This is a genomic window from Nocardia brasiliensis, assembly GCF_042691675.1.
Taxonomy (GTDB): Bacteria; Actinomycetota; Actinomycetes; order Mycobacteriales; family Mycobacteriaceae; genus Nocardia; species Nocardia brasiliensis_D.
Map to the genome: position 1 here is coordinate 5,838,360 of NZ_CP170507.1, position 24,204 is coordinate 5,862,563.

Consider the following 24,204-nt stretch of genomic DNA (forward strand, 5'->3'; position numbering starts at 1 on the left):
CGCCGAACGAGACCGGCAGCGGTGGGTGGAACCGCTGCAAGTCTCTGCGGTTGCCTACCGGACCGCACAGGTGAATGGCCTGCCGTTACTTGGGGTTTCGCATGCCGGGTGGCATTCCGGCGCGCGGGTCGCCGGAGGCGAACTAGTCGCCTACCACGATTCAGATAATTGGAGAGCGGCGGGCAGTTCGGGGGTGCCGTTCACCAGTTGGGGGCGAGGCGGCGGATTTCTGGGAGTGCGGCGGTGAGTACGGTGTGGAACCAGGATGAGAAAGGTTGTTGGGCAAGCATTTTCGTAAGATCGTCTGGGCTCACGAACAGTGTTTCTTGTACCTCGCTGGGGTCGGGTTGCAACGGGTGGTCGGCGCGGCCGACGTAGAGGTGGTTGTATTCCCACTCGACCAGGCCCGAGATGGTGTCGGGGTGGTTGTAGGTGACGGTTCCTGCGGGTACTACCGCGGTGGGGGTGAGGCCGAGTTCTTCGTGGGTGCGTCTGGTGGCGGCAGCGGTGGGCGGTTCACCGGGGAAGGGGTGTCCGCAGCAAGTGTTGGACCAGACGCCGGGTGAGTGATATTTGGTCAATGCGCGGCGTTGCAGGAGCATTCGGTCCGCTGCGTCGAACAGGAATACCGAGAACGCGCGGTGTAGTCGGCCCGGTGGCTGGTGGGCGGAGAGTTTTTCGGCGGTGCCGATGGTGACGCCGTCGGGGCCGACCAGTTCGAGCAGGGTGGGTGGACCGGTCACGAGGGCACCGGCGTCACCGTCGCGAGGAAGTTTCGCACGTGCTGCGCATCCATGTTTCGACGCCAGGCGAGGCGGACCGGTGCTGGCGGTAGATCGTGAATCGGGATGACACGCACCGAATTCGGGACGAGATCGGCCAAGGACGCGAGGGAGATGTGGACGGCGTCGCCGCTCACGACCACACCGAGCATCTCGGGGATGGAGTCGACCTGGTGGACGCGTCGAATCTGCCTGCCGCCCGGGGTAGTTCGCGGGACAGCCCGGTCCCAGACTTCGGCTGGCATCGAGCCGGGACGGTGGAACGACGGGTAGTCGGCGAGTTCTTCGATCGAGAGGGTGGTGCGTAGCGCCAGTGGATGTTGCGCGGAAAGTATCGCGGCGCGCGGGTCGAAGGCCAGCACGGGGCTCACTTCGAGGTCGGGTTCGGCGATGTCGAATTTGACGATCATGACGTCGATTTCGCCGTCGCGCAGCAGCCGGAAGGGATCGATGAGCTCGTACTCGGCTAGTTCGAAACCGTGGGCAGGGTCGTAACCGGCGGTCTCGATGATGCGTTCGGCGATGCGGCGCGAGCCGTGGAAGCCGAAGCGAACGAGCCTTTCCACCGGCCGTAGGTGGGTCGCCGAGGTGGTCACGTGTCGTCTCCTCGAAAAAGGGTGGTGATGGGTGCCGGGTCCCGTCGGGTCAGGCAGGCCTGTGCCCGCAGCCGCTGAGCGTCGACCGGATCGGGCATCGCCCGGATCGCGGTGAACGGGCCGGGCACACCGGCCAAGGTCGGCGACCGATGCAGTGTCAGCGTGTCGCCGGGCCGGATGTGGCGGTCCAGGACCGCCTCCACCAGTAGGTGATTGAGTGCGATGAGGCTGTCGGTGAGCCGCTTGCCCGCCATGGCGACGTGCACCTGGTGGTCGAGCGGCGCCCGATCGGGGGCACCGGGACTGGATGGCAGCTCGACCGTGCCGGACAGCGGCGGGAGGGCGGCGTCGGTGTCGAAGGCGGTGAGCAGCCGGCGCAGCGTCATCGTTGCGGCGGCGGGCCTAGGTGCCAACCAGGCAGCCGAGCCGTCGGGGGCGATGTAGTCGAAGGTGAAGCGGCCCACCAGGTTCGCCGGATTACCGGCGAGAAAGACAGTGCGGGTGAAACTCCGCCGCCACGCGGCCGCGGCGGCCGGGGCGAGTCCCTGCGCGAAAAGGCAGGTGCCGCGCAGCCACGCGGCCAGCTCCACCCGGCGCAGCACCACCACGGCGAGGACGTCCCCCGCCGCGGGCGGGTCCGCATCGCTGGACATCGCGGTCGCATAGGCGGACGCCAGGCCCGCCGGGTCGGCCAGGTCGAATTGTTCGGCCAGGTCCGGTCGTATGACGTTCAGGCGGCGCGCCGCAGCAACGCGCAGCACGTCTTGATCTATCGCGGGCGAGATCACAGGTAGACCTCCTGCAACAGTGCGCGCCGCGCGGCCGGTCGGTACCGGGCGAGCAGGCGCGAAGTCAGGCGGTAGGGGTCCACATACGCGGCGTTCCCCCGGGCGGCCAGATGCTCGGCGACGAATTCCGCCGAGCTGGCGCGGTCCTCGTCCCGTCCACCGGCCAGCAACTTGCGGGCCCGATCGAGGCATCCCGTCAACCGTTGCCAATCGAAGGATTGACTGCTGCTCGGGCCGAGGGTCGCGATGAAATACAGCCGCACACCGAGACTCACCTCCTCGCTGTCGTGTCCCGCAGCCACCCGGTCGAGCAGCGCACCGAGATGAACCTCATGCCAATCGCCGGAGCGCGCCGACCGAATGTGGCCATCGATCGGCACGCGGCCGATGCCGACGCGGCGCACCTTCGGCCCGAAGTTTTCCAGAATTCGTTGCAGCAGTTGGTAGTCCGCTTCGAGTTCGGTGTCGCACAGCAGCACGACCTCGTCGTACCCACCGACCAGGGGCAGCAGTTCCCGCAACGCACAGGCCAGATAGTTCGGGCGGCCGTCGCGTCCGACAATGCGGCGCAATGGCATACCGAATCTCGTCGGATCGGCATATACGGGACCGCCATCGGCACGCATGTCCAGGCATAACCCCGAAGAGCCGAGCCGATCGATCATCGCCGCCAGGCTGAGCCCGGGCGGCTGGTGTTCGGTCAGTCCGGGGTCGTGCATACCGAGCCGCGCGTACTGCGCGCGCCAGCGCGCGAGGAGACGCGCCGAGGCCGGATGCACCCAGCCGGACTCCTCGACCGCCGTCTCGTACGGACGCAGCGCGGCGGGCGCGGGACGGTCCGACGTTGCCCGGTAGCGGACGTACAGTTCGCCGATCTCGACCTCGGACATGCTCGCGTAATCGACGTCACCGCAAGTCCGATCGAGGAATTCCCAGAAGCCCAGTGTCTGCTCGGTGACGTGATACGCGGTCGGGCTGTACCGGTAGTCGGCGTCGGCGATGAGTGTGGTGGCCCGATACAGCACGTCGGTCCACAGCAGCCCCTTGAGGTGGCTGGGCGTGAGCGGCTTGGTCGGCGTGATGGTGACCGGGGCGACGAGCACCCGGGGTCGGCGCGCACGCACGGGCAGCGGGATATGGGTGCGAGCCGCGATTGGTGTGTGCATCTCAATGCTCATGGATCAACTCCCCCGCCAGCGCCGTTCGCACGGTGTGTAGCAATGAATCCCGGTCGAGCGCAGGTACTCCGGGCAGGTGCGGTGGGCGGGCCCGGCGTACCCGATCGCGGAACTCCGCGTCGTCGAAAACGTCCTCGGGAGGAGTCAAGCCCATGAAAGAGCGAATCAGGCCACGCCATACCAGGCCGTCGACGGACGCGGCGGCGGAGATCTCCGTCACTGCGGGACGGCCGTCGACTCGCTCGACAACCTCCACCGGCGTGCCGTGAACTACGCTGCGCCACAGCGCGATACGCGCTGCGTCATCGGCGGACGCCTGCTGATACCACGGCCGGAACAGCCGATCGGCGAGCAGCGCCGCCGCACGTGCCTGGCCTTCGTCGACACGCGGCCGCGTGCGGAGGAGGTCGGCGAGTGCATAGGCGTGCGCGAGCGCCAACGACATGCCGCGCCCGTACAGCGGATCGGTTACACACGCCGCGTCGCCCACCGGATACAGTCCGGCCACCGGCGGGCGATCGGTTACCGCCAAGGCGCGCAATGTATTCGGCGGGCAGTTGATGGCCCGCACGGGGGTAATCGGCTCGGCGACACCGTCGGCCATCCACGGTGCGGTGATCGCGGTGGCGCGAGCGGCGGCGGTGAACACCGCCTCGTGCCGAAGGTCGCGCATGGCAGCGTCCTCGGGAAGAACCGCGAGGATGATCGAGAATGTCCCGTTGTCACCCGGATGTGCCACCGCCGCATAGTGATCGGCGACGACACCAGCGGCATTGCCGCGGTTCAGCGGGCCGGGCCAGTCTCGACCGTTGAGCTGGTAGAACCGGCTGAATCCGCGAAATCCCGAGGGCGCCACCTGATCCGCGTCCAGCTCGATGCCCGCAACGGCCAGCCAGTCGCGTCCGGCGCCGCGGCGGCCGGTGGCGTCGAGGACGACGTCCGCGTCGATTCGGCTGCCGTCATCCAGCAGCACGCCGGTCACCCGGCGCTCGGCATCGATGGCGAGGCCGCGCACGGTCACACCGTGGCGCACCCGCACCGTCGGCTGCGCGGCGGCCCTGCGAAACAGCAGCACCTCCAACGTCTTCCGGCGGCAGGCGAGCGCAACCAACGCCTCGTCACCGGGTTCGGGCTCGCGGTGCGTCGCCTCCGGTGGGAGCGCAGCCAGGAGATCGAGCGGAACGGCGCCCGCCGCGAGCACGTCGTGCCACAGCGCGGGCGCCCGTTCGCGCAGGACGCCGACGCCGACCGAGGTGAGCATGTGCGGATGTTCGGCCTGCGGGACACTGGACCGGAGCCAACGCTCCCCGGCGAGTGCGGCGGGGCCCTCCGGTGGTGAGGCGGACCGTTCGAGTACCTGAACCCGGTGTCCCCGTTCACCGAGCGCGAGTGCGGCCGCCAGTCCGGCGATGCCACCACCGACCACTACGACAGCGGGTTTGTCCGTCACGACGCGAAACGCCGTCCGTGTACGAAGAACACCCGACGGACACCGGTGTCGGTCCGCGGCGGCACGGGGTCGGGCCAGCGGCCGAAATCAGCGGACGGTTCGCCCGGTTGTACCGCGACCGCCTCGATACCGTGCCCGGCGAACAGCGCCTCGGGCTTATTGGTGCCGAACCGCCACGGGCAGCCCCAGCCCGCGAAAACGTCGAGCAGGCCGCGCATCTGCGGCAACACCAGGGCATCGCTGTTGACGACATCGGCGGCCACCAGCGTGCCGCGCGCGGTCACCGACGCGACGCTGCCCAGCACGCGATGCACCGCGGACTCGGGAATGTAGTACAGCAGGCCTTCCAACAGCCACACCGACGGCCGGTCCGGGTCGTAACCGGCGGCGACGAGCTCATCGGTCCAGCTGTCGGAAACCATGTCGGCGCCGATCGTCCGGCGGTCGACACTCGGAGTCGCCGCGCCGAGCAACTCCTGTTTGGCGGCGAGCACCTGCGGGCGGTCGACCTCGAACACGGTGACGTCGGACGGCCATTTCAGCCGGAATGCCCGCGAATCCAGCCCGGCCGGTGCGATCACCACCTGCGCCCGCGACACCGATTCGACCGACGACAGCAACCAGTCGTCGAAGAATCGGGTGCGGATCGCGTTGTAGTCCGGCGTGCTCGGCAGTGTGCGCGGTGCGCTCGCCGGGAAGGTGACCGCGCGAATCTCGGCCAGCAGGCTCGGGCCGATGTCCCCGGCCAGCGCCGCGGCGAACGGGTCCTCGTACAGCCGGTCGGCGCGTTGTGTCTCGGCGGCGCGTAACGCCGCGGTGAGGAAGGCGGTCCGCTCAACGGCACCCAGTTCGGTCATGGTCGTCCTCGGTTCTCTGTGTTCGTGGCGGCGACCTGAGCATTCGCCGGTTGGTTACTCCCCTGTTCACCGGTGAGGCGCTGCCACTGCTCGGGCGCCTGCCGGAAGAGCCGGTCCTTAACCTGGGTCGGCCGCACGCCCGCGGCCACATCGGCCTGCCAATCCCGGTGGAATGCCTCGGCGTCGATCGGCCGCACGGTCGGCGCGATCAGCCGTCCGTCGGCGCGGGCCGCGCGGTAGGTGCTCGACTCGTCGGCCAGTGCGGCATCCAATTGCCCGACCAGCCGGGCAATCTCGTCGTCGCTCCACCGCTGGTGGGTGCCGAGTGCGAACCGGTACGCGGGCCCGGTGCCGGATATCGAGCCGGTGGATTGCGCGTCTGTGACGCGGCATGCGGCGTTGGTGACGGTCAGTCCGCCCGCGGCCAGCGCCGTCGCCAGCGCACGCACCACCTCGGCGTCGCGCAGGCGTTCACCGACCGCGTTGGATCGGCCCGCCCGTCCCGCGTACTCGACGCGGGGCACGCCGTCGACCCGATCCACTACGCGCACAACGTCTCCCACCGCGTAGCGGTAGAGGCCGCCGACGTGACTGAAGATCACGTGGTAGTCGTGGCCGGGTTCCAAATCGTGCGCCGACAGCGTCCTGCTGTCCGGCTCGAGATCCTGGTCGGCGGGCACGAACTCGTGCACAGCAGCGGTCACCACCAGGCTGCCCGCCCGCGGATGTCGGCCGAGGGCGACTCCGGTCGGTCCCTCCGAGGCGGCGATCGGCGCGGGCAGCACCGTGACCGACGGGCCGAATTCCTCGCGCAGCGCGGGCAGGTACAGCGACGCCAAACCTGTTGACCAGCAGAAGATCACGCGCAGGCGTGGCCAGACATGGGCGGGCCGCAACGTGCCGAACCAATCGGCCATCCGGTCGAGAGCGCGAGCGCGATCGGGGTTCGGAGTGGTGAACGGGCGTCCGTCCACGGTGCCGTCGTGCACCTCCCGCACGATCCGTGGCCACCATTGGCGCAACTGGAACGGCACCGCCGCGACCATGGCGGGGTTGATGCCGATGATGCACTGCACATCGGCCTCCACCGCCATCCGCAGCCGCAGGTACATCTTGTGCAGGTGATCGTCCGCGCCCACTTCGACGGGCAGGCGGCTCCATGGCGCACGCGTGCCGGGTTCGGCGGATAATGGTTCGCCGAACCGCTCGCCGAAGTCCACCTGACTCGCCCCGACATGCGATCGTCCCGACGCGGTGGTCGGCGGTGCGGTCAGCGGGTCGTGCTTGAGGTTGAGCACCGCGTCGGCGCGCCCGAGCACCTCCGGGAAGTGCTCGGCCAGCGGTGCCCACGCGGCGTAGAAGAAGGGCAAGAAGGTCGTCCGGACGAAGCGCGGCGTGACCGGGATCTTCTTGCGGCTGCCCGTGCTGCCGCTGCTGGTGAAGAACACCGCTGGATCGTCGGCGGTGAGCAGGTTGCGCTCCCCCGCCGCCATCCGTTCGATCCAGGGCGCGTGCGCCGCGTAATCCTGCACCGGTACGGCCCTGCGGAAGTCATCGATAGTGCGGATGCTTTTGAAGCCGTGGGCTTTTCCGTACTCGGTGTCGGCATTGAAGTCGAGCAGGTCCGTGAGCACCCGCTGCGGCCAGGTGTCGGCTGCGGCGAACGCCCGCCGCAATGCGGTGCGCTCGTGGAAAACCCGCTCGCGGTAGGCCGTGATGTGTTCCGGCGAGAATCCGATGTCCGTCCGATCGTCAAGCAACGTCACTGTCCTGCAATACCTTTCGTACCGCCGCCACGGTCTCGGCGACTCCGGGCTGTTCGTGCACCACGGTGACGGGCACGTCGGCGATCTCGTCGAGCATCGCCGCGCGCAGGGCGATCTGAAAAGTCGCGAAGTCCGCATAGGGCTCCCCCGTCGCCACCGCCGCGTCCCGCTGCTCCATGGGGTTCAGCCGCGAGCCGAATCCCGAACGCCGCCAGGCCGTTTCGGGCGAAACATCGAGGTAGACGACGTGCTGCGGCGCCGGTAGCGTGCGCCACCAGGTGAATATCGGGTGATCACCGGCACCGACCAGGCGGCATTTGGCCAAGATTTTGTAGTAGTACGAGTCGACGAGCAACGGTGCGCCCGGCGCGGCCGCCCGAATCCGATCATGCAAGTGCACGACAGCGCATTGCATCATGGCAAAAGCGAATTGGTCCGAGTATGTTCCCGGCGGCGCAGCGAGGACGTCCTCGACCAGGTGCCGCCGAAGGGTGCCGAGTAATGCGTGCCGGGGATGGAGAAGATTCTCGTCGACCGAAATCAGCTGCCATTGCGAGCCGGTCGCCAGCGCGGAGAGAACCGTCGACTTACCCGCGTAGTCCGGCCCGAGCAGGACGTAGAAGTCGTTGTCGCGCTTAGGCATCCACCCAACTAAGCACTCGCCGACAGGGCCGTCAACCTGGCCGGACAGCGAAACCGCATTGCCCCGATTTCTGCTGTCTCGCGAAATCCCTTCTGCGTATTCGGCGTTCGTGTCCGGCAATGGTGGTCGGCTGCGGATACTCCGCAGGCACCAGTCCGGCGTTGCGTACTCGCCGCAATCGTGCACCGATTCCCCGGTCGGCACCTGCCACGAAATGCGGAACACCTCTGGAGGTTCCGGTGGGCGGTGCCGCTTGCCGACCGGGTTGCGACGCCTGGCAGGCTGATCGGGACCGTTCACGCGGTGCGCACGCCGCCGATCGAGGAGTAGGGATGTCGTACCCCGAGCTGCCCGCACAACCGCAGTGGCGACGGACCGGGAACACCTATTTCCCGGTAGCCGCCCGCGTCGAGGGCCACTGGTGGGTCTTGCGGCTCAACGGGTTTCCCGATCACCCGCTCTGGACACTGTTCGTCGACGGTCAGCGGCGGTTCGACCTCGAAACCGCGCCGTCGACCTGGGGGCCGCTGCACGACGCGCCGATGCTGGAGACGAGCACCGCCCAGGACATCCTGGCACCCATCCGGGACTTTGTGGCGTACGCCAGCGAAATCGGCGACCCCTGCGACAACCCGTTCTGCTGCGGTTGACGCACCGGCTTATACGTCGAGGAAGCGAACGTCCTTGGCATTGCGGGTGATGAAGCTGCGGCGTGCTTCCACGTCCTCGCCCATCAGCACGCTGAACAACTCGTCGGCCGCGGCGGCATCGTCCAAGGTGACCAGCTTGAGCACACGCGCGGACGGGTCCATGGTGGTCTCCCACAGTTCCTTGGCGTTCATCTCACCCAGGCCCTTGTAGCGCTGGACACCGTCGTCTTTGTTGATCTTCTTGCCCGCCGCCAGACCGGCTTCGAGCAGACCATCGCGTTCACGGTCGGAGTAGGCGAACTCCGGATCACTGCGCTGCCACTTGAGCTTGTACAACGGCGGCTGAGCCAGATACACATGACCCTGTTCGACCAGCGGGCGCATGAACCGGAACAACAACGTCAACAACAACGTCGCGATGTGCTGACCATCGACATCGGCATCGGCCATCAACACGATCTTGTGATACCGCAACTTCGCGATATCGAACTCGTCATGGATACCGGTACCGAACGCGGTGATGATCGACTGCACCTCGTTGTTCTTCAACACCCGATCGATACGGGCCTTCTCGACATTGATGATCTTTCCCCGCAACGGCAAGATCGCCTGATACATCGAATCACGCCCGGACTTGGCCGACCCACCGGCCGAATCACCCTCGACGATATAGATCTCGGACCGACTCGGATCCTTGGACCGGCAATCAGCCAACTTGCCCGGCAACCCACCCAGATCCGTCGCCGACTTACGCCGCACCAACTCCCGCGCCTTACGCGCGGCCACCCGCGCCTGCGCCGAGGACACCGCCTTGTTCACGATCGTCTTGGCATCAGCGGGATTGGCCTCGAACCAATGCGACAGATGCTCGTTACACGCCTTCTGCACAAACGACTTGACCTCGGTATTACCCAACTTGGTCTTGGTCTGGCCCTCGAACTGCGGCTCGGAAACCTTCACACTCACAATCGCGGCCAAACCCTCCCGGATATCATCACCGGTGAGGTTGCCGTCTTTTTCCTTGAGCAGCTTCTTGTCCTTGGCGTACTTGTTGACCACCGTGGTCAACGCCGCCCGGAACCCCTCCTCATGCGTGCCACCCTCATGAGTGTTGATCGTGTTGGCGAAGGTATGCACCGACTCCGAATACCCCGAGTTCCACTGCATCGCCACCTCGAGCTCATGCCCGGTGCCCTTACCGGTGAACCCGACCACCGAATTATGAATCGGCTGCTTGGTCCGATTGATATGACGCACAAAATCCTCCAGACCACCGGGATAATGGTAAGTCCGGGTCTTGACGACCTCCGCACTCGCGGCTTCCTCGGCAGGCTTGGGCGCTTCGGCGGTCTCGCCGACAAAATCGTCGATCACGTCGCCATCAGTGATCCGCTCATCGGTCAAGGTGATGGTCAGGCCCTTGTTCAGGAACGCCATCTCCTGCAACCGACGAGCCACGGTCTCGAAGTTGAACGTGGTCGTCTCGAAGATCTGTGGATCCGGCCAGAACCGCGTCGTATTGCCGGTTCGCTCGGTCGGCGCACCGCGCACCAGTTCCTCGGGCTTGGCATTGAGGTAGTTCTGCGTCCAGTGGTAGCCGTCGCGGTCGATTTCCAGCTCGACCCGGGTCGACAAGAAGTTCACCACCGACAGACCCACGCCGTGTAGACCGCCGGCCACCGCGTAGGTATCGGAGTCGAACTTGCCGCCCGCGTGCAGCTGCGTCATGACCACCTCGACCGTGGGTATCCCCTGGTCGTGCAGCTCGACCGGGATCCCTCGGCCGTCGTCGGCTACTTCGACGCCGCCGTCGGCGAGCAATGTGACATCGACGCGGGTGGCGTACCCGGCCATCGCCTCGTCGACGGAGTTGTCGACGATCTCGCGGACCATGTGGTGCAGACCGCGCTCACCGGTGGAACCGATGTACATGCCGGGACGCTTACGGACCGCCTCGAGCCCCTCGAGGACCGTAATGGACGAGGCACCGTAATCCTGCTTTCGCTTCTTCGCCCTACTCGATCCGCTGGTTCTGGTGGCAGCCACAGGTCGGTAGCCCTCCTCATAGGACCCCAGCGCAGCGTCGAGCACACACGTGGGGCCCAGGAAGGTGTTTCCGAGAAGTACGGGTCCTGGCGCGTGCGCCGCGCAACGCGCCGAAGGGTTCGCCGCTAGTTACTTCCTCATACTACGATCCCCCCTACTGACACCCCTCTATCAGAGCCTCTACGGGATCGCTAGACGCCAAAAACCGGAAATTCACCGATTTCACGGACAGAGCGCTGCATCGGACGTCTTTCGCCGTGGGCGCGAAGGCTCGGGACCCGTCGGCCGAGGTGCGCACCCGGCGGGCTCAGCCGCTGTTCCGCGCACCGACGCCGTCGGCGAATCCGGTGAGCAGTGGCGGAGTGTCGTCCATGTCGGTGCGGACCTCGACGAACACCAATCGGTCGGTCGCCTGGGCTGCCTCGTCGAGCGCGCGAGCCAGCTCGGCGCTGGTCCGGGCGCGAAGCACCAGCGCGTCCGTCGCGCCGAGGGCGTGCGGGATTGCGGCCCAATCCCATTCGGCGATGTCGTTGTACACCGCGCGCCGACCATGAATGGCCCGCTCGACGGTGTAGCCGCCGTTGTTGACCAGGACGATGACGGGCGTCAGGCCGTGGCGAGCGACGGTGCCCAGTTCCTGGATGGTCAGCTGCGCCGAGCCGTCGCCGATCAACAGCAGACCGCGACGGGACGGGTCGGCCAATTGCGCGCCGAGCAGCGCGGGCAGCGTGTACCCGATCGACCCCCACAACGGCTGCGCGATGAATCGAGCTCCGCCGGGAAGCCGTCGCGTGCACATGCCGAAGAACGACGTGCCCTGCTCGGCGATGACGGTGTTCCACGGTCGCACCGCGGCGGCCACCATGTCCCACAGGTCGTTCTGGCTCAGCGGCGCATCCGTGCGCTCGATAGGTGACGCGACGGCCGCCGTTTCGACCCGGGACGTCGGCAGCGCAACCACTTCGCCGATCCGCTTCGTCAATCCCGTCAAGGCGGCGCGCATCGGCACGCCGTCGAATCGTTTCCCGTCGACGGCCGCCGAGTACGGGCCGATGTCGATCCCCGCTTCGAGGTCGAATCCTTGGGTGAATCCACCGCTGGTGGTATCGGACAGCAGGACGCCGACGCGAATCAGCAGGTCCGCCTCGTCGACGGCGATCCGGGTGCGCGGATCACTGAGTCGGCCCGAGTACACGCCGACGAATTGCGGGTTGTCCTCGTCGATGACCGTCTTTCCCATGGACAAGGTCGAAACCGGAAATCCGCTGACCGCAAGGAATTCGGCCAGTTCGTCGCGGGCATGGAACCGGTCGGCCAAGAAGTCCGCGAGCACGGTCGCCGAGGATGCTCCGGCCACTCGCTTTTCGGCCGCCCGCAGGAATGCGGACAGGCTCTCGGTGTCGACATCCTCGGTGCGCGGCAACGGGTCGGTCGGGGCCGCGATCCGCGCCGCGGCAACGTCGGCGGGTAGCCGCAGGTATCCGGGTCGGCTTTCGCGCAGGGCGGTGGTCAGCACCCGGTCGATCTCGGCCCCGGCGTTTCCGGGACGAAGCACGGCCTGCGCGCAGGTGACCTCCGCGTGCGCCCGCGCGAAGCGTTCGTAGTCCCCGTCTCCGGCGGTGTGGTGCAGCAACGCCCCGGTCCGTTCCATGGCCTGGGCGGGCCCCACCGCGAGGTGAACCAGGGGAACTCGTTCGGCGTAGCTCCCGGCCACCCCGTTGATCGCGCTGAGCTCACCGACGCCGAAGGTCGTCACCAGCGCACCGAAACCGGTTATCCGCGCGTAGCCGTCCACCGCGTACGACGCGCCGAGTTCGTTCGCGGTGCCCACCCACTCGAGCGCCGGATAGTCGATGATGCTGTCCAGCAGCTTCAGGTTGTAGTCGCCCGGTACACCGAAAACATGCCGGACACCGAGTGATTCGAGTCGCCGCAACAAGTACTCCGTCACGGTGATCGTGTCGTTGCCGTCCATCGTCGCCTCTCTTCCACAGTGCTTCTGCATCCAGGCTGTCCGGCGGCGAGGATGGTTACCAGGGCGCAAACCGAGAATGTAGGCGGCCGTGAATTGTGGAATCCACAGTGCGGCCCCTGACGGGACCATCAGCCCTTGGGTAACGTTGCAGGTCAGACGTCATGATTTGGTCCATCGGCTCAGATGTGACTCTTCCAGCACAACCAGCCCTAGTGAAATACGCAGCGAGGTGAGCTATGACACCGCAAATTCCGGCGGAGTGGCTGCCGATCATCGAACTGTGCGACTCGATCACCGCCGATCTACCCCGGCTGGTGCCGGACATCGTCGAGGTGATCCGCCGGGACGTCCCGGGTTATCACGTCGTCGACCTGGACGAACACATCGCCGGGGTGACCGAGCAATACCGAGGTCTGCTCGTCGGGCTGACCACGCGGCGTCCACCGTCGCCCGACGAGAGCGAACGGGCCCGCGCGTTGGGTCGGCTGCGGGCCCGCGAGGGTGTGTCCATGCAATCGCTGATCGGCGCGTATCACGTCGGCTATCGCGAGATGTGGAATGTGTTGCTCACCCGGGCCGACGCCCGGAATCCGCGGCTGGCCGCCCAATTGGTACGGCTCGTCGGCACCGTCTGGACGTGGGTGCAGCAGGCGACCACCGCCGCCGCCGACGCGTACGGCGAGGCGATCCGTGCCGACGACGCGGCCCAACTCGCCTCGACCTATCGCTTCTTCGACGCACTGGTGGCGGGCGGCGCCGCCAGCGTGGATCTCGATCAGCTGGCGCACGGGGTCGCCTTCGACCCCGGCGGCGAGTTCCAGGCGGTCTGCTCGCCTGCCGATTCCTGGTCCGACGACAGTCTCGCGGAACTGCGGACCGCGATGGGCAGGTCCCGGGGAACGCTGCGCTGCGTCAACCAGGGAACGACCATGATCGCGCTGCTGCAACACATTCCGTCCGCGGCACTGATCGACGAAATGCGTCGACGTGAGCCGCAGGTGCCGATCGGAATCGGCTCGATCCGCCACGGTTTGGCCGGGGCCGCCGCCAGCATCATCGATGCCAAACAGGTAGTGCCCATCGCCGCGCGGACCAACGGAATCGCGCACTTCGACAACGAGTGGTTGCTGGCCACGGTCCTGCCGCACGCCGAACGCCTCGCCGCGGTGCTGGAGCCGGGCCGAGCACCCGCCGCGAACCATCCGGAATTGGCCGAGACCGTGCGACACTTCGCCCAGCACGGCATGTCTCTCGCCGCGACCGGTCGAGCCCTGCACATTCACCCGAACACGGTGAAGTACCGCCTCGATCGCTGGCACGCACTCACCGGTTGGGACGTCCACACGTGGAACGGCCTGTCCCGCAGCATGATCGGCCTCGCCCAACCACCGCTGCCGAGCGGGTAGCAGGGCGCGGTCGGTCCGCGGCCACCGTGGCGACGACGGCGGACTGGATTTCGGCCGACGCTGCGCGGATCGCCCACCTGTGCAGGGTCACTGTTCTGGTCTCGACGCCTTGTCGTGTCTCCCAACTCAGGTACCAAGGCCGTGAATTTCTAATAGGCGCAGCCGATTTGGGACTTGCGAACAGCACGGTTCACTTACACTCGCGAACGTGAGCATCCCTACGGAGCCAATCGGAAGCATTCCACGTCCCCAAGAGTTGCTGGCCGCGATGGCAGCGCACGGAGCAGGCGAGATCGATGACGCCGCGCTCGCTGAAATTCAGCAGCGGGCCGTCAGTGACACCATCCGCCGCCTCGAAGAGATAGGGTCGCCGGTCGTCACTGACGGTGAGCAGAGCAAACCCAGTTTCGTCACGTATCCGATCGCCGGGCTGACTCAGCTGGCGGCCGAGGGCGTGGCGATTCCGTTCGCCGACGGGCATCAGCGGCAGTTGCCGGTGCTCACCGGCGGTCCGTTCCGATATCAAACCCACGCGGCCGACTATCTGCGCGCGGCACAGGCCCACGCGACCGTGCCGGTGAAGCAGGCGGTCATCGCGCCGTCGGCGTTGAGCCTGCTGTATCCGGCCGACGGCATCGAGAGCTATCCGCGCGAGGCCTTCCTCACCGATCTGATCGCCGAGGCCGAAGCCGACATCCGCGGCTGCCTCGACGCCGGGGCACCGGTGGTGCAGCTCGACTTCACCGAGGGCAGATTGTCACTGAAGCTCGATCCCAGCGGCGGCATCCTCGACCAGTTCATCGAGCTGAACAACCTGGTCCTCGAACGCTTCTCGGCCGAGGAGCGGACCCGAATCGGGGTGCACACCTGCCCCGGCGGCGATCAGGATTCGACGCACAGCCTCGATGTGGACTACACCGCGCTGTTGCCGAAGCTCTTGCAGCTGAAAGCGGGCAATTTCTATATCCAGCTCGCCAGCGAGGCGGAACCGGAGAAGGTGCTCGCCGTCATCGCCGAGCATCTGCCCGCGGACGCGCGCGTCTTCGTCGGCGTCACCGATCCGATCGATCCGCGGGTGGAGACGGCGGAGGAGGTGCGCGACCGGGTGCTGGCCGCGGCGCGCCACCTTCCGGTCGACCGGTTGGGCAGCTGCGACGACTGCGGGTTCTCCCCCTTCGCCGACGACACGTCCACCTCGCGGGAGACGGCGTTCGCCAAGATCAAGGCGCGCATCGACGGCACGGCGCTGGCCGCTGAGCAGCTAGGAGTCTGACCCGAGGCGACGCCCTCGGCGCGGTCGGTGCGGCGGAAATGTCGGTGCCCGGCATTAGGCTGAGCCGCACATGGAACCGAGCCGAGGGGGTCGCAGCGTGACGGCAAGCCGGGAGGTCGAGGCACCCGCCGCGGCGGACGGGACGGACCCCGAGCTACTCGATCTGCAGGACGATATTTCGTTCGGGCTCGAGGAAGTCAATGAGCTGCTTGCCGAGCTGATCGCGTTGCAGGCCGACCGCAAGGCCAAGGACGGGGAGATCCTGTCCTATCGGCTCGGTGTCACGGGCGAACAGCCCGAGACGCTGGCCAAGATCGGCGCGCGCTACGACCTGTCCCGCGACCGGATCCGACAGCTGCATACCAAGGCGGTGGGGCAGCTGATTCGCAACGCGCAGTTGAGCGGTCACCGGGCGGCTGGTGTGTTCGCCGAGCGCTACCCGATCGGCGCGCGCGACCAGCAGTTGGTGCGGGCGCTGCTGGTGGAGACCTACGCCACCGACACCGACATCGCGGCAAACGAGTTGTCGTACTTGAAGTTGCGGCTGGCCGGGCACGCGTCCGAGGACGCGAAGCGGATCGCGGGATTCGTGACGCAACGCATCGCGGCCTGGCAGAAGAAGACGAACCGGCGGCTCGCCAAACTGCGGGACGCGGAACCGCGTGCGACGAGTCAACTGAATCCGTGGCTGGGGCAAGTCGATTGGCCGGGCTCCGCGACACCGGATGCGCTGCCGGTGGTCTCGGCCCGGACCGTCGACAGCGACGATGACGGTCGAGGCCGTTTCTACCTGGACAAGGTCGGGCGCGACGTGCCGTTCGATTCCGGGTTGGAGGCGCGGTTGCTGTGGATCCTCAACGCGAGTGACCTCGTCGACTCATTTCAAGAACAGCCCGCCGCCGTCGGGTACCACCGGGACGGCACCGAGCAGATCTGCTACCCGAGCATCGTCGCCCGGCTCACCGATGGACGGGTCGTGCTGATCGATGTCCAGCCGCTCGGACATGTTGCCTTCCACGTCAATCGAACGAAGGCCGCCGCCGGGCGCGCCTACGCGCACAGCAAGGGCTGGGGCTGGCTCATCTGGACCGGCAGCCTCCTCGGCGTCCCCGATCTGCTCGCGCGGAAGGTCGACGCGCACACCGCGGCCCGGCTGACCGAACTCGTCGAGCGCGGACCGGTCTCCTGGTCCGCGATTCGGCAGCTGCGCGCGGAGACCGGTCTGGAACTGCTCGATTTCGTCGCACTGGTGCTGCGCAACGAATGGCGCTGGGACCGCGGGCCGTTTCAGCTCAGCGCACCACCATCGCACCCGCCACGAACGTGACGATCAGCATCATCGCGCAGCAGGTCATCAACTGCCAGTGATTGATGGTCTGCTGCAGATTCTTGATGGTGGCGCGCAACGACGTGTCGAGGCGGTGATGGTCGTCGAGTTTGCGCCGGGCCTGCGCCAGTGCCTCGGCACGCTCCTGCGCCTCCTGCTCCGCCCGCTCCAACCGGAGCGTCAGTTTGACGAGATATTTCTGCTTGTCGCGCACCGATTTCCGGGACAGGGCCAGCGTGGTGCGCTGGTTGACCAGCTCCTGACGCTGGCGGGCGATGATCATCGCCTGCGTTTTGGTGTGGTGTTCCCAATCGGCCACGGTTGCCCAACCTCCTGTCGTCACATCGCGATAACCCCAGACGATGTCGCCGGTGACCCAGCCGTGAATGAAATCACGGAGCTCGAGCGGGTGCCGCCGCGGCGCGACCACCGCGCTGTGTGCGGTGTCCAGCACACCGCACACCACCTGGTAATCGCATGCGGGCGGGGCGAAATCGGCGATGCCGAGCGCGTGCAGATGATCGACCCAGTAGCCGGGCGGGCACAACCACAGCACGTCCTCGATCCCGGCCGCGCGCAACCGCTCCGTATGTTCCTGCGCGAGAGCGCGTTCCAGCGGACCACTGCGCACCTCGATGACGAACTCGCGCTCCCCCTTGCGCCAATAGATGTCGACGGGCAGCCCATCCACTCGCCGGTCCACCTCGGCCACCTCGGCGCCATACGCGAGCAACCTGCCACACAGCCAATATTTCAACCGCCGCATATCCCATTGCGCGGCGTCACATTCCGGACACTTGCACCCGTAGCCCGCGGACTGCCGGCGCGCTCTGCCCGGTCCGTCCGCGATACCCAACTCGGCGAGCATCGCCCGGCGACCGCAGGCGATCTCCGCCCGCTGCTTCGTTCTCACGCGACCACTCCCCTGCCCAAACCACCGCAGGTCTGGCGACCTACGCCATAGATCAAGAGTGCGTCAGACTCGCGAACCTCGCCAGTCCCCTTTACCCCGCGCCCGGGTGCGCCACCGTGTCAAATTTCCGGTTGAACACCTGGTGTAGGCTGTGGCACAAGCAATTTCGCCGGAGCGAACGGCCACAACGACACGCATATATCGGTGGATTGACAGTAGCCGCCATCCTGCGACATCACCACGCCGCGCGCCTACCCGCGCCGGTGCCGTCGTTCGAGCTGCCACCGGAGCGAGAAAGCGCATAGGCTACGACCGGGGTGCGCCACGGCTGGTCGCCGATTGGTAAGCAGATCTGTTCCGGACAAACCGGATCGCGCCGACCTCCGCCTGCAACGGCGCAGGACGGCCCGCCTACGCTGCTTCGATCAGATCCAAGGAGCCGGTACCGAACCGGTCTTCGCGGGCGAGCGTCAGCGAGTGAACCGACAACACAGCGCCCCTGGTGAACGACGGAGCCGCGCGTCAGCGAGGTCCCGTTCGCGAACCGCGTATTTCCAACTGGGCGGATAGAATCGTCCGGCCGAGTGCGAGCTGGGCCGATACGGGGAAGTGGGTTACTGGATGGAGCACGGTCAAGAGACCGGCGAGTCGATCGGCGCGATGCTGTCGAGCATCGCGGCGGTTCTCCGGGAGGTCAGCGACAAACTGGACGCCGTGGCGATGCGGGTCGACGGTGTCGACAGCACCCCGGTCGCGCCCGCCGACCGCAGCGTCGAGGCCCGACTGGCCAAGCTCGAGGCGTGGGCTTTCGGTGCCGGACAGGACATTTCGGGCATCGACCGGCGGTTGACGAAGGTCGAGTCCGGCGGCGGTGCCTCGCATGCCGCGCCGGAGGGCGAGCGCGCCGAGCGTCCGCTACCGCGCGCGGCGTCGCGCCGGAACGCCGTCGCGGCCGAGCCGAATGCCGCGGTCCAGCGCGAATCCAGCTCCGCCGCGAGCACTCCCGCCGCCCGGGAGAGCATCGGCACGCCCCAGGAGATCGTCCCCACCGCCCGGGAGAACACCGCGACGGCGCGCGAGAACGCCACTGCTACCCGCGACAACGCCGCCGCTACTCGGGAGAGCGTGTCCCGGCGTTACGACAGTGCGTCCGCTCCGCGCGACGCCGCACCGGCGCGTGATTCCGCGGCGCACGAGGCGAACTCGGTGCCGCAACGCGGCTTCAGCGCCCCACGCGAGCCCGCCGGGTACGAGCCCGCGCAGAACTTCACCACCCCGACCCCGCGCGAACCGAGCGCCGCACCGTCGCAGAACTTCACCACCCCCACACCGCGCGAACCGAGCACCGCGCCATCGCAGAACTTCACCACCCCCACACCGCGCGAACCGAGCACCGCACCGTCGCAGAACTTCACCGCCCCCACACCGCGTGAGCCGCTGCCCGTCCGGCAGGCGAACTTCACCGCACCACACGAACCGACCGGCTCGTCGTATCAGAACTTCACCACGCCGCACGAAAAGCCCTACGAGAGCATGGTCCCCTCGTCGCCGGACAGCGGCGACCACGGTCTATCGCGCGGTGTCACGAACGGTGCGACACCGGTGGACAACGGCACCGCGCTGACCGGTGCGCACCGCGCCGACGAAGACGCGATCCCGGTCGACAACTCCCACGTCGACAAACTGCAGGCGATGCTCGACGAGCTCAAGCGGACCGCCGCGGCGCCACTGGGGCGCTCCGACGTCTTCGGACCGCCTGCGGGCGACCTGAACTCGACCAGCTATCAGCCCGAGCGCAGCACCGAAACACCGCGCGACTACCGGTTGTCGAGCCCACCGCCGCTGTCCTGACCAGGATCGGCTGCCGCCGACCTGGACAGGGTCGCGGCGATCAGTTCGCGCAGCCAGCGATGCCCGCTGTCGGCGGTATTGCGCGGATGCCAGGCCATGCCGATCGCCACTTCCGGCAGCGGTAGCGGAATCTCGAAGGCGCACAACCCCAGCGCGGGCAACGCCGACCTGCTCAACAGCGCGGGTGCCGGGCAGATCAGATCGCTGCCGTGCACCGCGAACAACGCGGCGGTCAGATTCGGCACGGTGGCGACCACCCGGCGGGTACGACCGTGCAAGGCCAACCGATCGTCGATCGGTCCGCGCGGGTGACCGTTTCGCGAAATGCTCAGGTGCGCCGCCGCCGCGAACCTGGCCACCGTGACCCGCTCGGTGACCAGCGGATGATCGGCCGCGGCGATTCCGATCACGCGATCGCCGAGCACCCGTCGCACCGTCGTCTCGGGATCGGCATGGTCGATCACCCCCACCTCGATATCGACCCGACCGTCGCGCAGCGCCGCGGTCCCTTCGAGGGTGTCGGGCAGGAAACGCAGCGTCACCCCCGGCGCCTGCGCGCGCACCGCGGCCAGCAGCGGCGCGGCCAACTCGGTGAGCACCAAGTCCCCCACCTGCACCGCGAAATTCCGCTTCAACGCAGTCGGATCGATCGCGGCCCGCGGTGTCAGCAATGCCCGCCCCTGCTCGACCAGCGCGCCGACCTCGTAACGCAATTCCAGCGCACGCGGCGTCGGCACCAGGCTGCGGCCCGCCCGCACCAGCAGCGGGTCACCCAGCACCTGACGCAATCGGGCCAACGTCCGACTCATCGCGGGCGGCGAGGTGTGCAGCCGTTCGGCCGCCCGCGTGACGCTGTTCGTCGCCAGCAGCGCGTCCAGGGCCACGAGCAGATTCATGTCCAGGGCCTCCACCCGTGGATTATCACCAGTGGAATGACTGATCACCAATATTCCACTGGCGGTAATCGGCGAGTCGGCGGCTCCTGCTCCATCTGCTGCGGGATGGCTCGGCTAGCGGGTCCCGCCCGGGGTCTCGGCCGGGTGCCGGTCCAGCGGCGCCGGATCAGCGACCGGCCCGGATGGCGTGGTGGGTTCCGGGCGCTGCTTGTGACGGTCGTGCAGTCCGCGGTAGGACTCGGGGCGAACGGTGCGGAACCATTGGGCCGCACGGGTACGCAGCGGGAGCCGGAACTTGAGGTCGGCCAGCATCTCATCGATATTGCGGATCGAGAACGGCACCACGGAGGTGCCGCGCGCGTGGTGGCCGCGGGTGCGTTCGTCCATCCAGCGCAAGCGGGCGTCGATCTGTTCGCTCGCCTCGTCATGCGGCGGCAGCTTCAGTTGACCGGCGAGCAGTGCGGCGATCCAGTGCGCGTTGACCTCGGCACTGATTGTGCTGAGGACCGAGGTGTTATAGCCGGTGAAGGACAGATTCGGCACGTCCAGCGGCAGGATCTGCCGGTGCAGTCGGAAGTTGCCGTGTTCGTCGGTGAGCCTGCGTTGCACGTACGGCGTCAGGAAGGGCACCCGCTGCTGGAAGCCGGTGGCGCACACGACGATGTCGGCCGGGAGGAGTTGCCCGTTCGACAGCCGCACGGCGGGTGCCTCGCGGCCGCCGTACATTTCGCTGATCGTCGTGTCCCGGTGCACCACGATGCGCCCGTTCGCCACCTGCTCGTAGAAGTTTTCCGTGGTGAGGCCGACGGTGCTCTCGGCGATCTCCTCGAAACGTCCCTCCGGGAGCAGACCGAGTTCGCGCAGGTTCATCCGTTTGGTGGCCAGTTCCTGGATCAGGTCGAGATTGGCGATCCGGAACGAACTCCCCGGTCCGTCCAGGTAGCGGTCCATCCGGCCGGGTTCCAGGTGGTGGAAGTGCGCTTCGCCGAAGCGGGTCAGCATCAGCCGCTCGAAGTCGAGCACGCGCGCCATGGTGCGCGGCATCTTCCACAGCAGCCGCCGCGCCACCACGGTGGTCGCTGCCGCGACATCGCTCACCGCCTCGGCGATGTCGCAGGCCGACTTGCCGTAGCCGACGACGACGACGGATTTACCGCGCACCGCCTCGACATCCAGGAATTCCGACACGTGACCGAGCTGCCCACCGGCGGCACGGAACAGCTCGACGCCGCGATAGTCCGGAATGTTGGGTTCGCTGAACACCCCGTTGGCGATTACCAAATGATCGCAGGAGCTCCGATGTATCCCGCCCTCGTCGCGGACCTCGAGCAGCCACCCGCTGTCCACCGGGTCCGCGGCGACCACCTCGGTATTGAGCCGCAGATGTTCGCGCAGACCGAAGTGGTCGGCGTACGCGGCGAGATAGGCCTGCATCTGCTCGCCGTCGAGCACCTTCGGATAGTCCGAGGGCATCGGGAAGTCGGAAAAGTGGTAGGTGTTCTTGGAATTCTGGGTTCGCAGCCCCGGGTACCTGCGGGTCGCACTCCACACGCCACCGACATCGGGCGCACGGTCGAAGATCTCGACCGGAAAACCCTTCTGGATCAGCACTTTCGCGCAGGCAAGACCTGCGATACCCGCACCAACGATCGCGATGCGGTTTCCGCTCGTCATGCGCAGGAGATTACGTCGCTCGGGGCGCACAGCAAAGTCGGTTGGCGGAAACGGTGGTTCAGCGCATCGCCGCGTCCACCGCAGCGCCCGCCGGATCGACCGGCAGTTCCTGCAGGCCGCGGATCAGAATGCTCCTCCGCCAGCGCAGATCGTCGTCATCGACGGCAAGGCGCAGCTCCGGATAGCGCCCGACGAGCCGGGTCAGCGCGATCTTCGCCTCCAACCGGGCCAGGCCCGCGCCGAGACAGAAGTGGATGCCGTGGCCGAAGGCGAGGTGGTTGCTCGACCGCTCCGGATGGAACGCCGCGGGATCGGCGAAATGACGTTCGTCACGATTGGCCGAGGCGAGGGCGACCAGCACCAGTTCACCCTGCGGTATTTCGGTGCCGCCGAGGGTGATCGGAGCGGCCGTATAGCGCATCGTCGCGACGTTTACCGGGCCGTTGTAGCGCAGCATCTCCTCGACCAGCGGCGCGACGGCGTCCGGGTCGTTGTGCAGTGCGCGGTATCGTGGCGGATCGGTCAACAGGGTGAGCACGGTGTTGCCGATCAGGTTGACCGTCGTTTCGTGGCCGGCGACCAGGATCAGGAACGCCATCGAGATCAGTTCGTCGTGACTGAGCCGATCGCCGTCGTCGGTGCCGGTCAGCAGCTGCGAGATCAGATCGTCGCCGCGCGCCCTCGTGCGACGCAGCGCCACCAGCCGGTCGAAGTAGTCGACGATGGCCTCGGTCGCGTTGACCATCCGCTGCGGCGTGGCCATCGGGGTATCGACCACCGCGGCGGACCAGTCCCGGAACCGCGCGCGGTCCTCGACCGGCACGCCGAGCAGCTCGCAGATCACCGTGATCGGCAGCGGGAAGGCGTACTCCGCCAGCAGATCCACCCGGCCGGTGGCATCGGCGGCGCGGTCGATCCCGTCGAGCAGTTCGTCGGCGATCGCCGTGATCCGCGGCGCGAGTGCCGCCATCCTGGCGGGCGCGAACGCGGGCGTGACCAGTTTGCGCAGCCGCGCATGCGCTGGCGGATCGGCATAGAGCAGGTGGTGGCTCAAGCGTTGATTGGCCGGGATGACCCTGCCGTCACCCGTGGCGGCGTGCCGGGCCCGCACCCCCGCCGACGAGTGCGGGTTCTTACGAATATCCGGGTGGCGCAGCGCCTGCTTGGCGGCGTCGTAATCGACGACCAACCAGGCCTGCACGCCGGTGCGCAGCCGGACCCGATGTACCGGACCGTCCGATCGCAGCTGCTCATAGAAGGCATACGGTGTACGAAAGAAGTCCGCTGGCAGGGTGATCATCGGCCCGCCTCCCCGTTCGCGAGTTTCGTTGCGGCCCTTCGATAGTGACACGCGCCCCCGAACACGGCCAGTGCCCAGAGCCGTGGTGCGGACCCACTTGCCACAGCGGAAGGACAGATTCAGGGCCGATCGTGGGCTCGGTGGTGGGGGTCTCGCTGCTCGCGGGCGGTGGCAGCGTGACCGCGGAGCGGCTGGCGCCGCGCTGGTCGAACCGTGGCGCGAGTGTTTTATTCGCGACCTGAAGCAGACAAACATCCCACCTCTTCCGGTGATCGTGCTGTACTGGACGAATGAGCAACATCCCAGTCACCGTCGACCGGGCCGGTCTGTGGGACGCCGAAGAACTCAGTGACGTTGCGGCGGCAACCTTTCCACTCGCCTGCCCGCCGGAGGCGACCTCCGACGACATCGACATCTTCATCACCGACGTACTGTCCGGCGAGCGGTTCGGCGAGTACCTGAGCGATCCGGCCAGGACCGTCCTCAAGGCCGTCGCGGGCGACGACATCGTCGGCTACGCGATGCTCATCGCGGGCGACCCGGTCGATCCGGCGGTCGCGAAGGCGGTGAACCTGCGGCCGGTGGTGGAGATCAGCAAGATGTACGTGCTGCCCGGCCACCACGGCAGCGGGGTGTCGACGGCACTCATGCTCGCCTGCATGGAACGCGCCAGGGAGGGCGAGTTCGCCGGGGTGTGGCTCGGTGTCAACCAGGAGAACGTGCGGGCGCAGCGGTTCTACGGCAAGCACGGGTTCAGCACGGTCGGCACCAAGACCTTCACCGTCGGCAGCCAACTGCATCACGACTTCGTGATGCGAGTGGTTTTCTGACTC

The 24,204-nt window shown here is 67.2% G+C and carries 20 protein-coding genes; 6 read left to right on the plus strand and 14 right to left on the minus strand.

Going from position 1 to position 24,204, the window contains the following annotated elements; genetic code table 11:
- Positions 1–200: 200 nt before the first annotated feature.
- Genes idi through ACFK0J_RS26850 form a run of 8 tightly spaced genes read right to left on the minus strand, consistent with a single transcriptional unit; the run spans position 201 to position 8,060 of the window.
- Complete coding sequence (gene idi, locus ACFK0J_RS26815) at positions 201–743, minus strand: isopentenyl-diphosphate Delta-isomerase (RefSeq protein ID WP_378731871.1); 543 nt, start codon at positions 741–743, stop codon at positions 201–203.
- Positions 740–1,378: a LysR substrate-binding domain-containing protein gene (locus ACFK0J_RS26820; RefSeq protein WP_378731873.1), complete on the minus strand. Its 639-nt coding sequence runs from the start codon at positions 1,376–1,378 to the stop codon at positions 740–742. Before ACFK0J_RS26820 ends, idi begins: the two co-directional genes overlap by 4 nt.
- Positions 1,375–2,166: a DUF6182 family protein gene (locus ACFK0J_RS26825; protein WP_378731875.1), complete on the minus strand. Its 792-nt coding sequence runs from the start codon at positions 2,164–2,166 to the stop codon at positions 1,375–1,377. The genes ACFK0J_RS26820 and ACFK0J_RS26825 overlap by 4 nt, the downstream gene beginning before the upstream one ends.
- Positions 2,163–3,344, minus strand: coding sequence for a hypothetical protein (locus ACFK0J_RS26830; RefSeq protein ID WP_378731877.1), 1,182 nt, complete (start codon positions 3,342–3,344; stop codon positions 2,163–2,165). The genes ACFK0J_RS26825 and ACFK0J_RS26830 overlap by 4 nt, the downstream gene beginning before the upstream one ends.
- The gene (locus tag ACFK0J_RS26835) at positions 3,334–4,794 is read right to left on the minus strand and encodes an FAD-dependent oxidoreductase (RefSeq protein ID WP_378731879.1); all 1,461 of its coding nucleotides are present in this window, start codon (positions 4,792–4,794) and stop codon (positions 3,334–3,336) included. The genes ACFK0J_RS26830 and ACFK0J_RS26835 overlap by 11 nt, the downstream gene beginning before the upstream one ends.
- On the minus strand, positions 4,791–5,651 hold the full coding sequence (locus ACFK0J_RS26840; RefSeq protein ID WP_378731881.1) for an SAM-dependent methyltransferase: 861 nt from the start codon (positions 5,649–5,651) through the stop codon (positions 4,791–4,793). The genes ACFK0J_RS26835 and ACFK0J_RS26840 overlap by 4 nt, the downstream gene beginning before the upstream one ends.
- On the minus strand, positions 5,648–7,417 hold the full coding sequence (locus ACFK0J_RS26845; protein ID WP_378731883.1) for a GH3 auxin-responsive promoter family protein: 1,770 nt from the start codon (positions 7,415–7,417) through the stop codon (positions 5,648–5,650). The genes ACFK0J_RS26840 and ACFK0J_RS26845 overlap by 4 nt, the downstream gene beginning before the upstream one ends.
- The gene (locus ACFK0J_RS26850) at positions 7,404–8,060 is read right to left on the minus strand and encodes a hypothetical protein (RefSeq protein WP_378731884.1); all 657 of its coding nucleotides are present in this window, start codon (positions 8,058–8,060) and stop codon (positions 7,404–7,406) included. Before ACFK0J_RS26850 ends, ACFK0J_RS26845 begins: the two co-directional genes overlap by 14 nt.
- Before the next feature lie 332 nt (positions 8,061–8,392).
- Between ACFK0J_RS26850 and ACFK0J_RS26855 the strand changes: the two genes are divergently transcribed.
- Positions 8,393–8,710: a hypothetical protein gene (locus tag ACFK0J_RS26855; RefSeq protein WP_378731886.1), complete on the plus strand. Its 318-nt coding sequence runs from the start codon at positions 8,393–8,395 to the stop codon at positions 8,708–8,710.
- A 9-nt stretch (positions 8,711–8,719) separates the two neighbouring features.
- On the opposite strand, the gene gyrB is transcribed toward ACFK0J_RS26855, so the two are convergent.
- Entirely contained in the window at positions 8,720–10,756 is a 2,037-nt protein-coding gene (gene gyrB, locus ACFK0J_RS26860) for a DNA topoisomerase (ATP-hydrolyzing) subunit B (RefSeq protein WP_378731888.1), read from the minus strand.
- A gap of 307 nt (positions 10,757–11,063) precedes the next feature.
- Positions 11,064–12,731, minus strand: a complete 1,668-nt coding sequence (locus tag ACFK0J_RS26865; RefSeq protein WP_378731890.1) for an alpha-keto acid decarboxylase family protein — start codon at positions 12,729–12,731, stop codon at positions 11,064–11,066.
- Positions 12,732–12,967: 236 nt separating this feature from the next.
- Here ACFK0J_RS26865 and ACFK0J_RS26870 point away from each other — a divergent pair, with 236 nt between their 5' ends.
- The 3 genes from ACFK0J_RS26870 (at position 12,968) to ACFK0J_RS26880 (ending at position 16,737) form a co-directional block, all read left to right on the plus strand.
- The gene (locus tag ACFK0J_RS26870) at positions 12,968–14,137 is read left to right on the plus strand and encodes a PucR family transcriptional regulator (protein ID WP_378731892.1); all 1,170 of its coding nucleotides are present in this window, start codon (positions 12,968–12,970) and stop codon (positions 14,135–14,137) included.
- Positions 14,138–14,345: 208 nt separating this feature from the next.
- Positions 14,346–15,410 (plus strand): cobalamin-independent methionine synthase II family protein, encoded by a 1,065-nt coding sequence (locus ACFK0J_RS26875; RefSeq protein ID WP_378731894.1) that lies wholly within the window; start codon positions 14,346–14,348, stop codon positions 15,408–15,410.
- A gap of 97 nt (positions 15,411–15,507) precedes the next feature.
- On the plus strand, positions 15,508–16,737 hold the full coding sequence (locus ACFK0J_RS26880) for a sigma factor-like helix-turn-helix DNA-binding protein (protein WP_378731896.1): 1,230 nt from the start codon (positions 15,508–15,510) through the stop codon (positions 16,735–16,737).
- Here ACFK0J_RS26880 and ACFK0J_RS26885 read toward each other — a convergent pair.
- Entirely contained in the window at positions 16,703–17,650 is a 948-nt protein-coding gene (locus tag ACFK0J_RS26885; protein ID WP_378731898.1) for a hypothetical protein, read from the minus strand. The two genes, ACFK0J_RS26880 and ACFK0J_RS26885, sit on opposite strands and share 35 nt — an antisense overlap.
- A gap of 621 nt (positions 17,651–18,271) precedes the next feature.
- Here ACFK0J_RS26885 and ACFK0J_RS26890 point away from each other — a divergent pair.
- Entirely contained in the window at positions 18,272–19,501 is a 1,230-nt protein-coding gene (locus ACFK0J_RS26890; protein WP_378731900.1) for a hypothetical protein, read from the plus strand.
- Here ACFK0J_RS26890 and ACFK0J_RS26895 read toward each other — a convergent pair.
- From ACFK0J_RS26895 to ACFK0J_RS26905, 3 genes are all read right to left on the minus strand, one after another.
- Positions 19,468–20,403, minus strand: coding sequence for a LysR family transcriptional regulator (locus tag ACFK0J_RS26895; protein WP_378743036.1), 936 nt, complete (start codon positions 20,401–20,403; stop codon positions 19,468–19,470). The two genes, ACFK0J_RS26890 and ACFK0J_RS26895, sit on opposite strands and share 34 nt — an antisense overlap.
- Before the next feature lie 108 nt (positions 20,404–20,511).
- Positions 20,512–22,071 carry a flavin-containing monooxygenase gene (locus ACFK0J_RS26900; protein WP_378731902.1) on the minus strand — a complete coding sequence of 520 codons (1,560 nt, stop codon included), beginning with the start codon at positions 22,069–22,071 and terminating at the stop codon, positions 20,512–20,514.
- Between the two features lie 58 nt (positions 22,072–22,129).
- Complete coding sequence (locus ACFK0J_RS26905; protein WP_378731904.1) at positions 22,130–23,371, minus strand: cytochrome P450; 1,242 nt, start codon at positions 23,369–23,371, stop codon at positions 22,130–22,132.
- 290 nt (positions 23,372–23,661) lie between these two features.
- Between ACFK0J_RS26905 and ACFK0J_RS26910 the strand changes: the two genes are divergently transcribed.
- On the plus strand, positions 23,662–24,201 hold the full coding sequence (locus tag ACFK0J_RS26910; RefSeq protein ID WP_378731906.1) for a GNAT family N-acetyltransferase: 540 nt from the start codon (positions 23,662–23,664) through the stop codon (positions 24,199–24,201).
- Positions 24,202–24,204 lie beyond the last annotated feature (3 nt).

What these genes read in the sequence shown, in the direction of transcription:
- ACFK0J_RS26870 (WP_378731892.1), top strand. Translation starts at nt 12,968, where the DNA reads ATGACACCGCAAATTCCGGCGGAGTGGCTGCCGATCATCGAACTGTGC.
- ACFK0J_RS26830 (WP_378731877.1), bottom strand. Translation starts at nt 3,344, where the DNA reads ATGAGCATTGAGATGCACACACCAATCGCGGCTCGCACCCATATCCCG.
- ACFK0J_RS26890 (WP_378731900.1), top strand. Translation starts at nt 18,272, where the DNA reads ATGGAGCACGGTCAAGAGACCGGCGAGTCGATCGGCGCGATGCTGTCG.
- ACFK0J_RS26840 (WP_378731881.1), bottom strand. Translation starts at nt 5,651, where the DNA reads ATGACCGAACTGGGTGCCGTTGAGCGGACCGCCTTCCTCACCGCGGCG.
- ACFK0J_RS26905 (WP_378731904.1), bottom strand. Translation starts at nt 23,371, where the DNA reads ATGATCACCCTGCCAGCGGACTTCTTTCGTACACCGTATGCCTTCTAT.
- ACFK0J_RS26910 (WP_378731906.1), top strand. Translation starts at nt 23,662, where the DNA reads ATGAGCAACATCCCAGTCACCGTCGACCGGGCCGGTCTGTGGGACGCC.
- ACFK0J_RS26900 (WP_378731902.1), bottom strand. Translation starts at nt 22,071, where the DNA reads ATGACGAGCGGAAACCGCATCGCGATCGTTGGTGCGGGTATCGCAGGT.
- ACFK0J_RS26850 (WP_378731884.1), bottom strand. Translation starts at nt 8,060, where the DNA reads ATGCCTAAGCGCGACAACGACTTCTACGTCCTGCTCGGGCCGGACTAC.
- ACFK0J_RS26865 (WP_378731890.1), bottom strand. Translation starts at nt 12,731, where the DNA reads ATGGACGGCAACGACACGATCACCGTGACGGAGTACTTGTTGCGGCGA.
- ACFK0J_RS26855 (WP_378731886.1), top strand. Translation starts at nt 8,393, where the DNA reads ATGTCGTACCCCGAGCTGCCCGCACAACCGCAGTGGCGACGGACCGGG.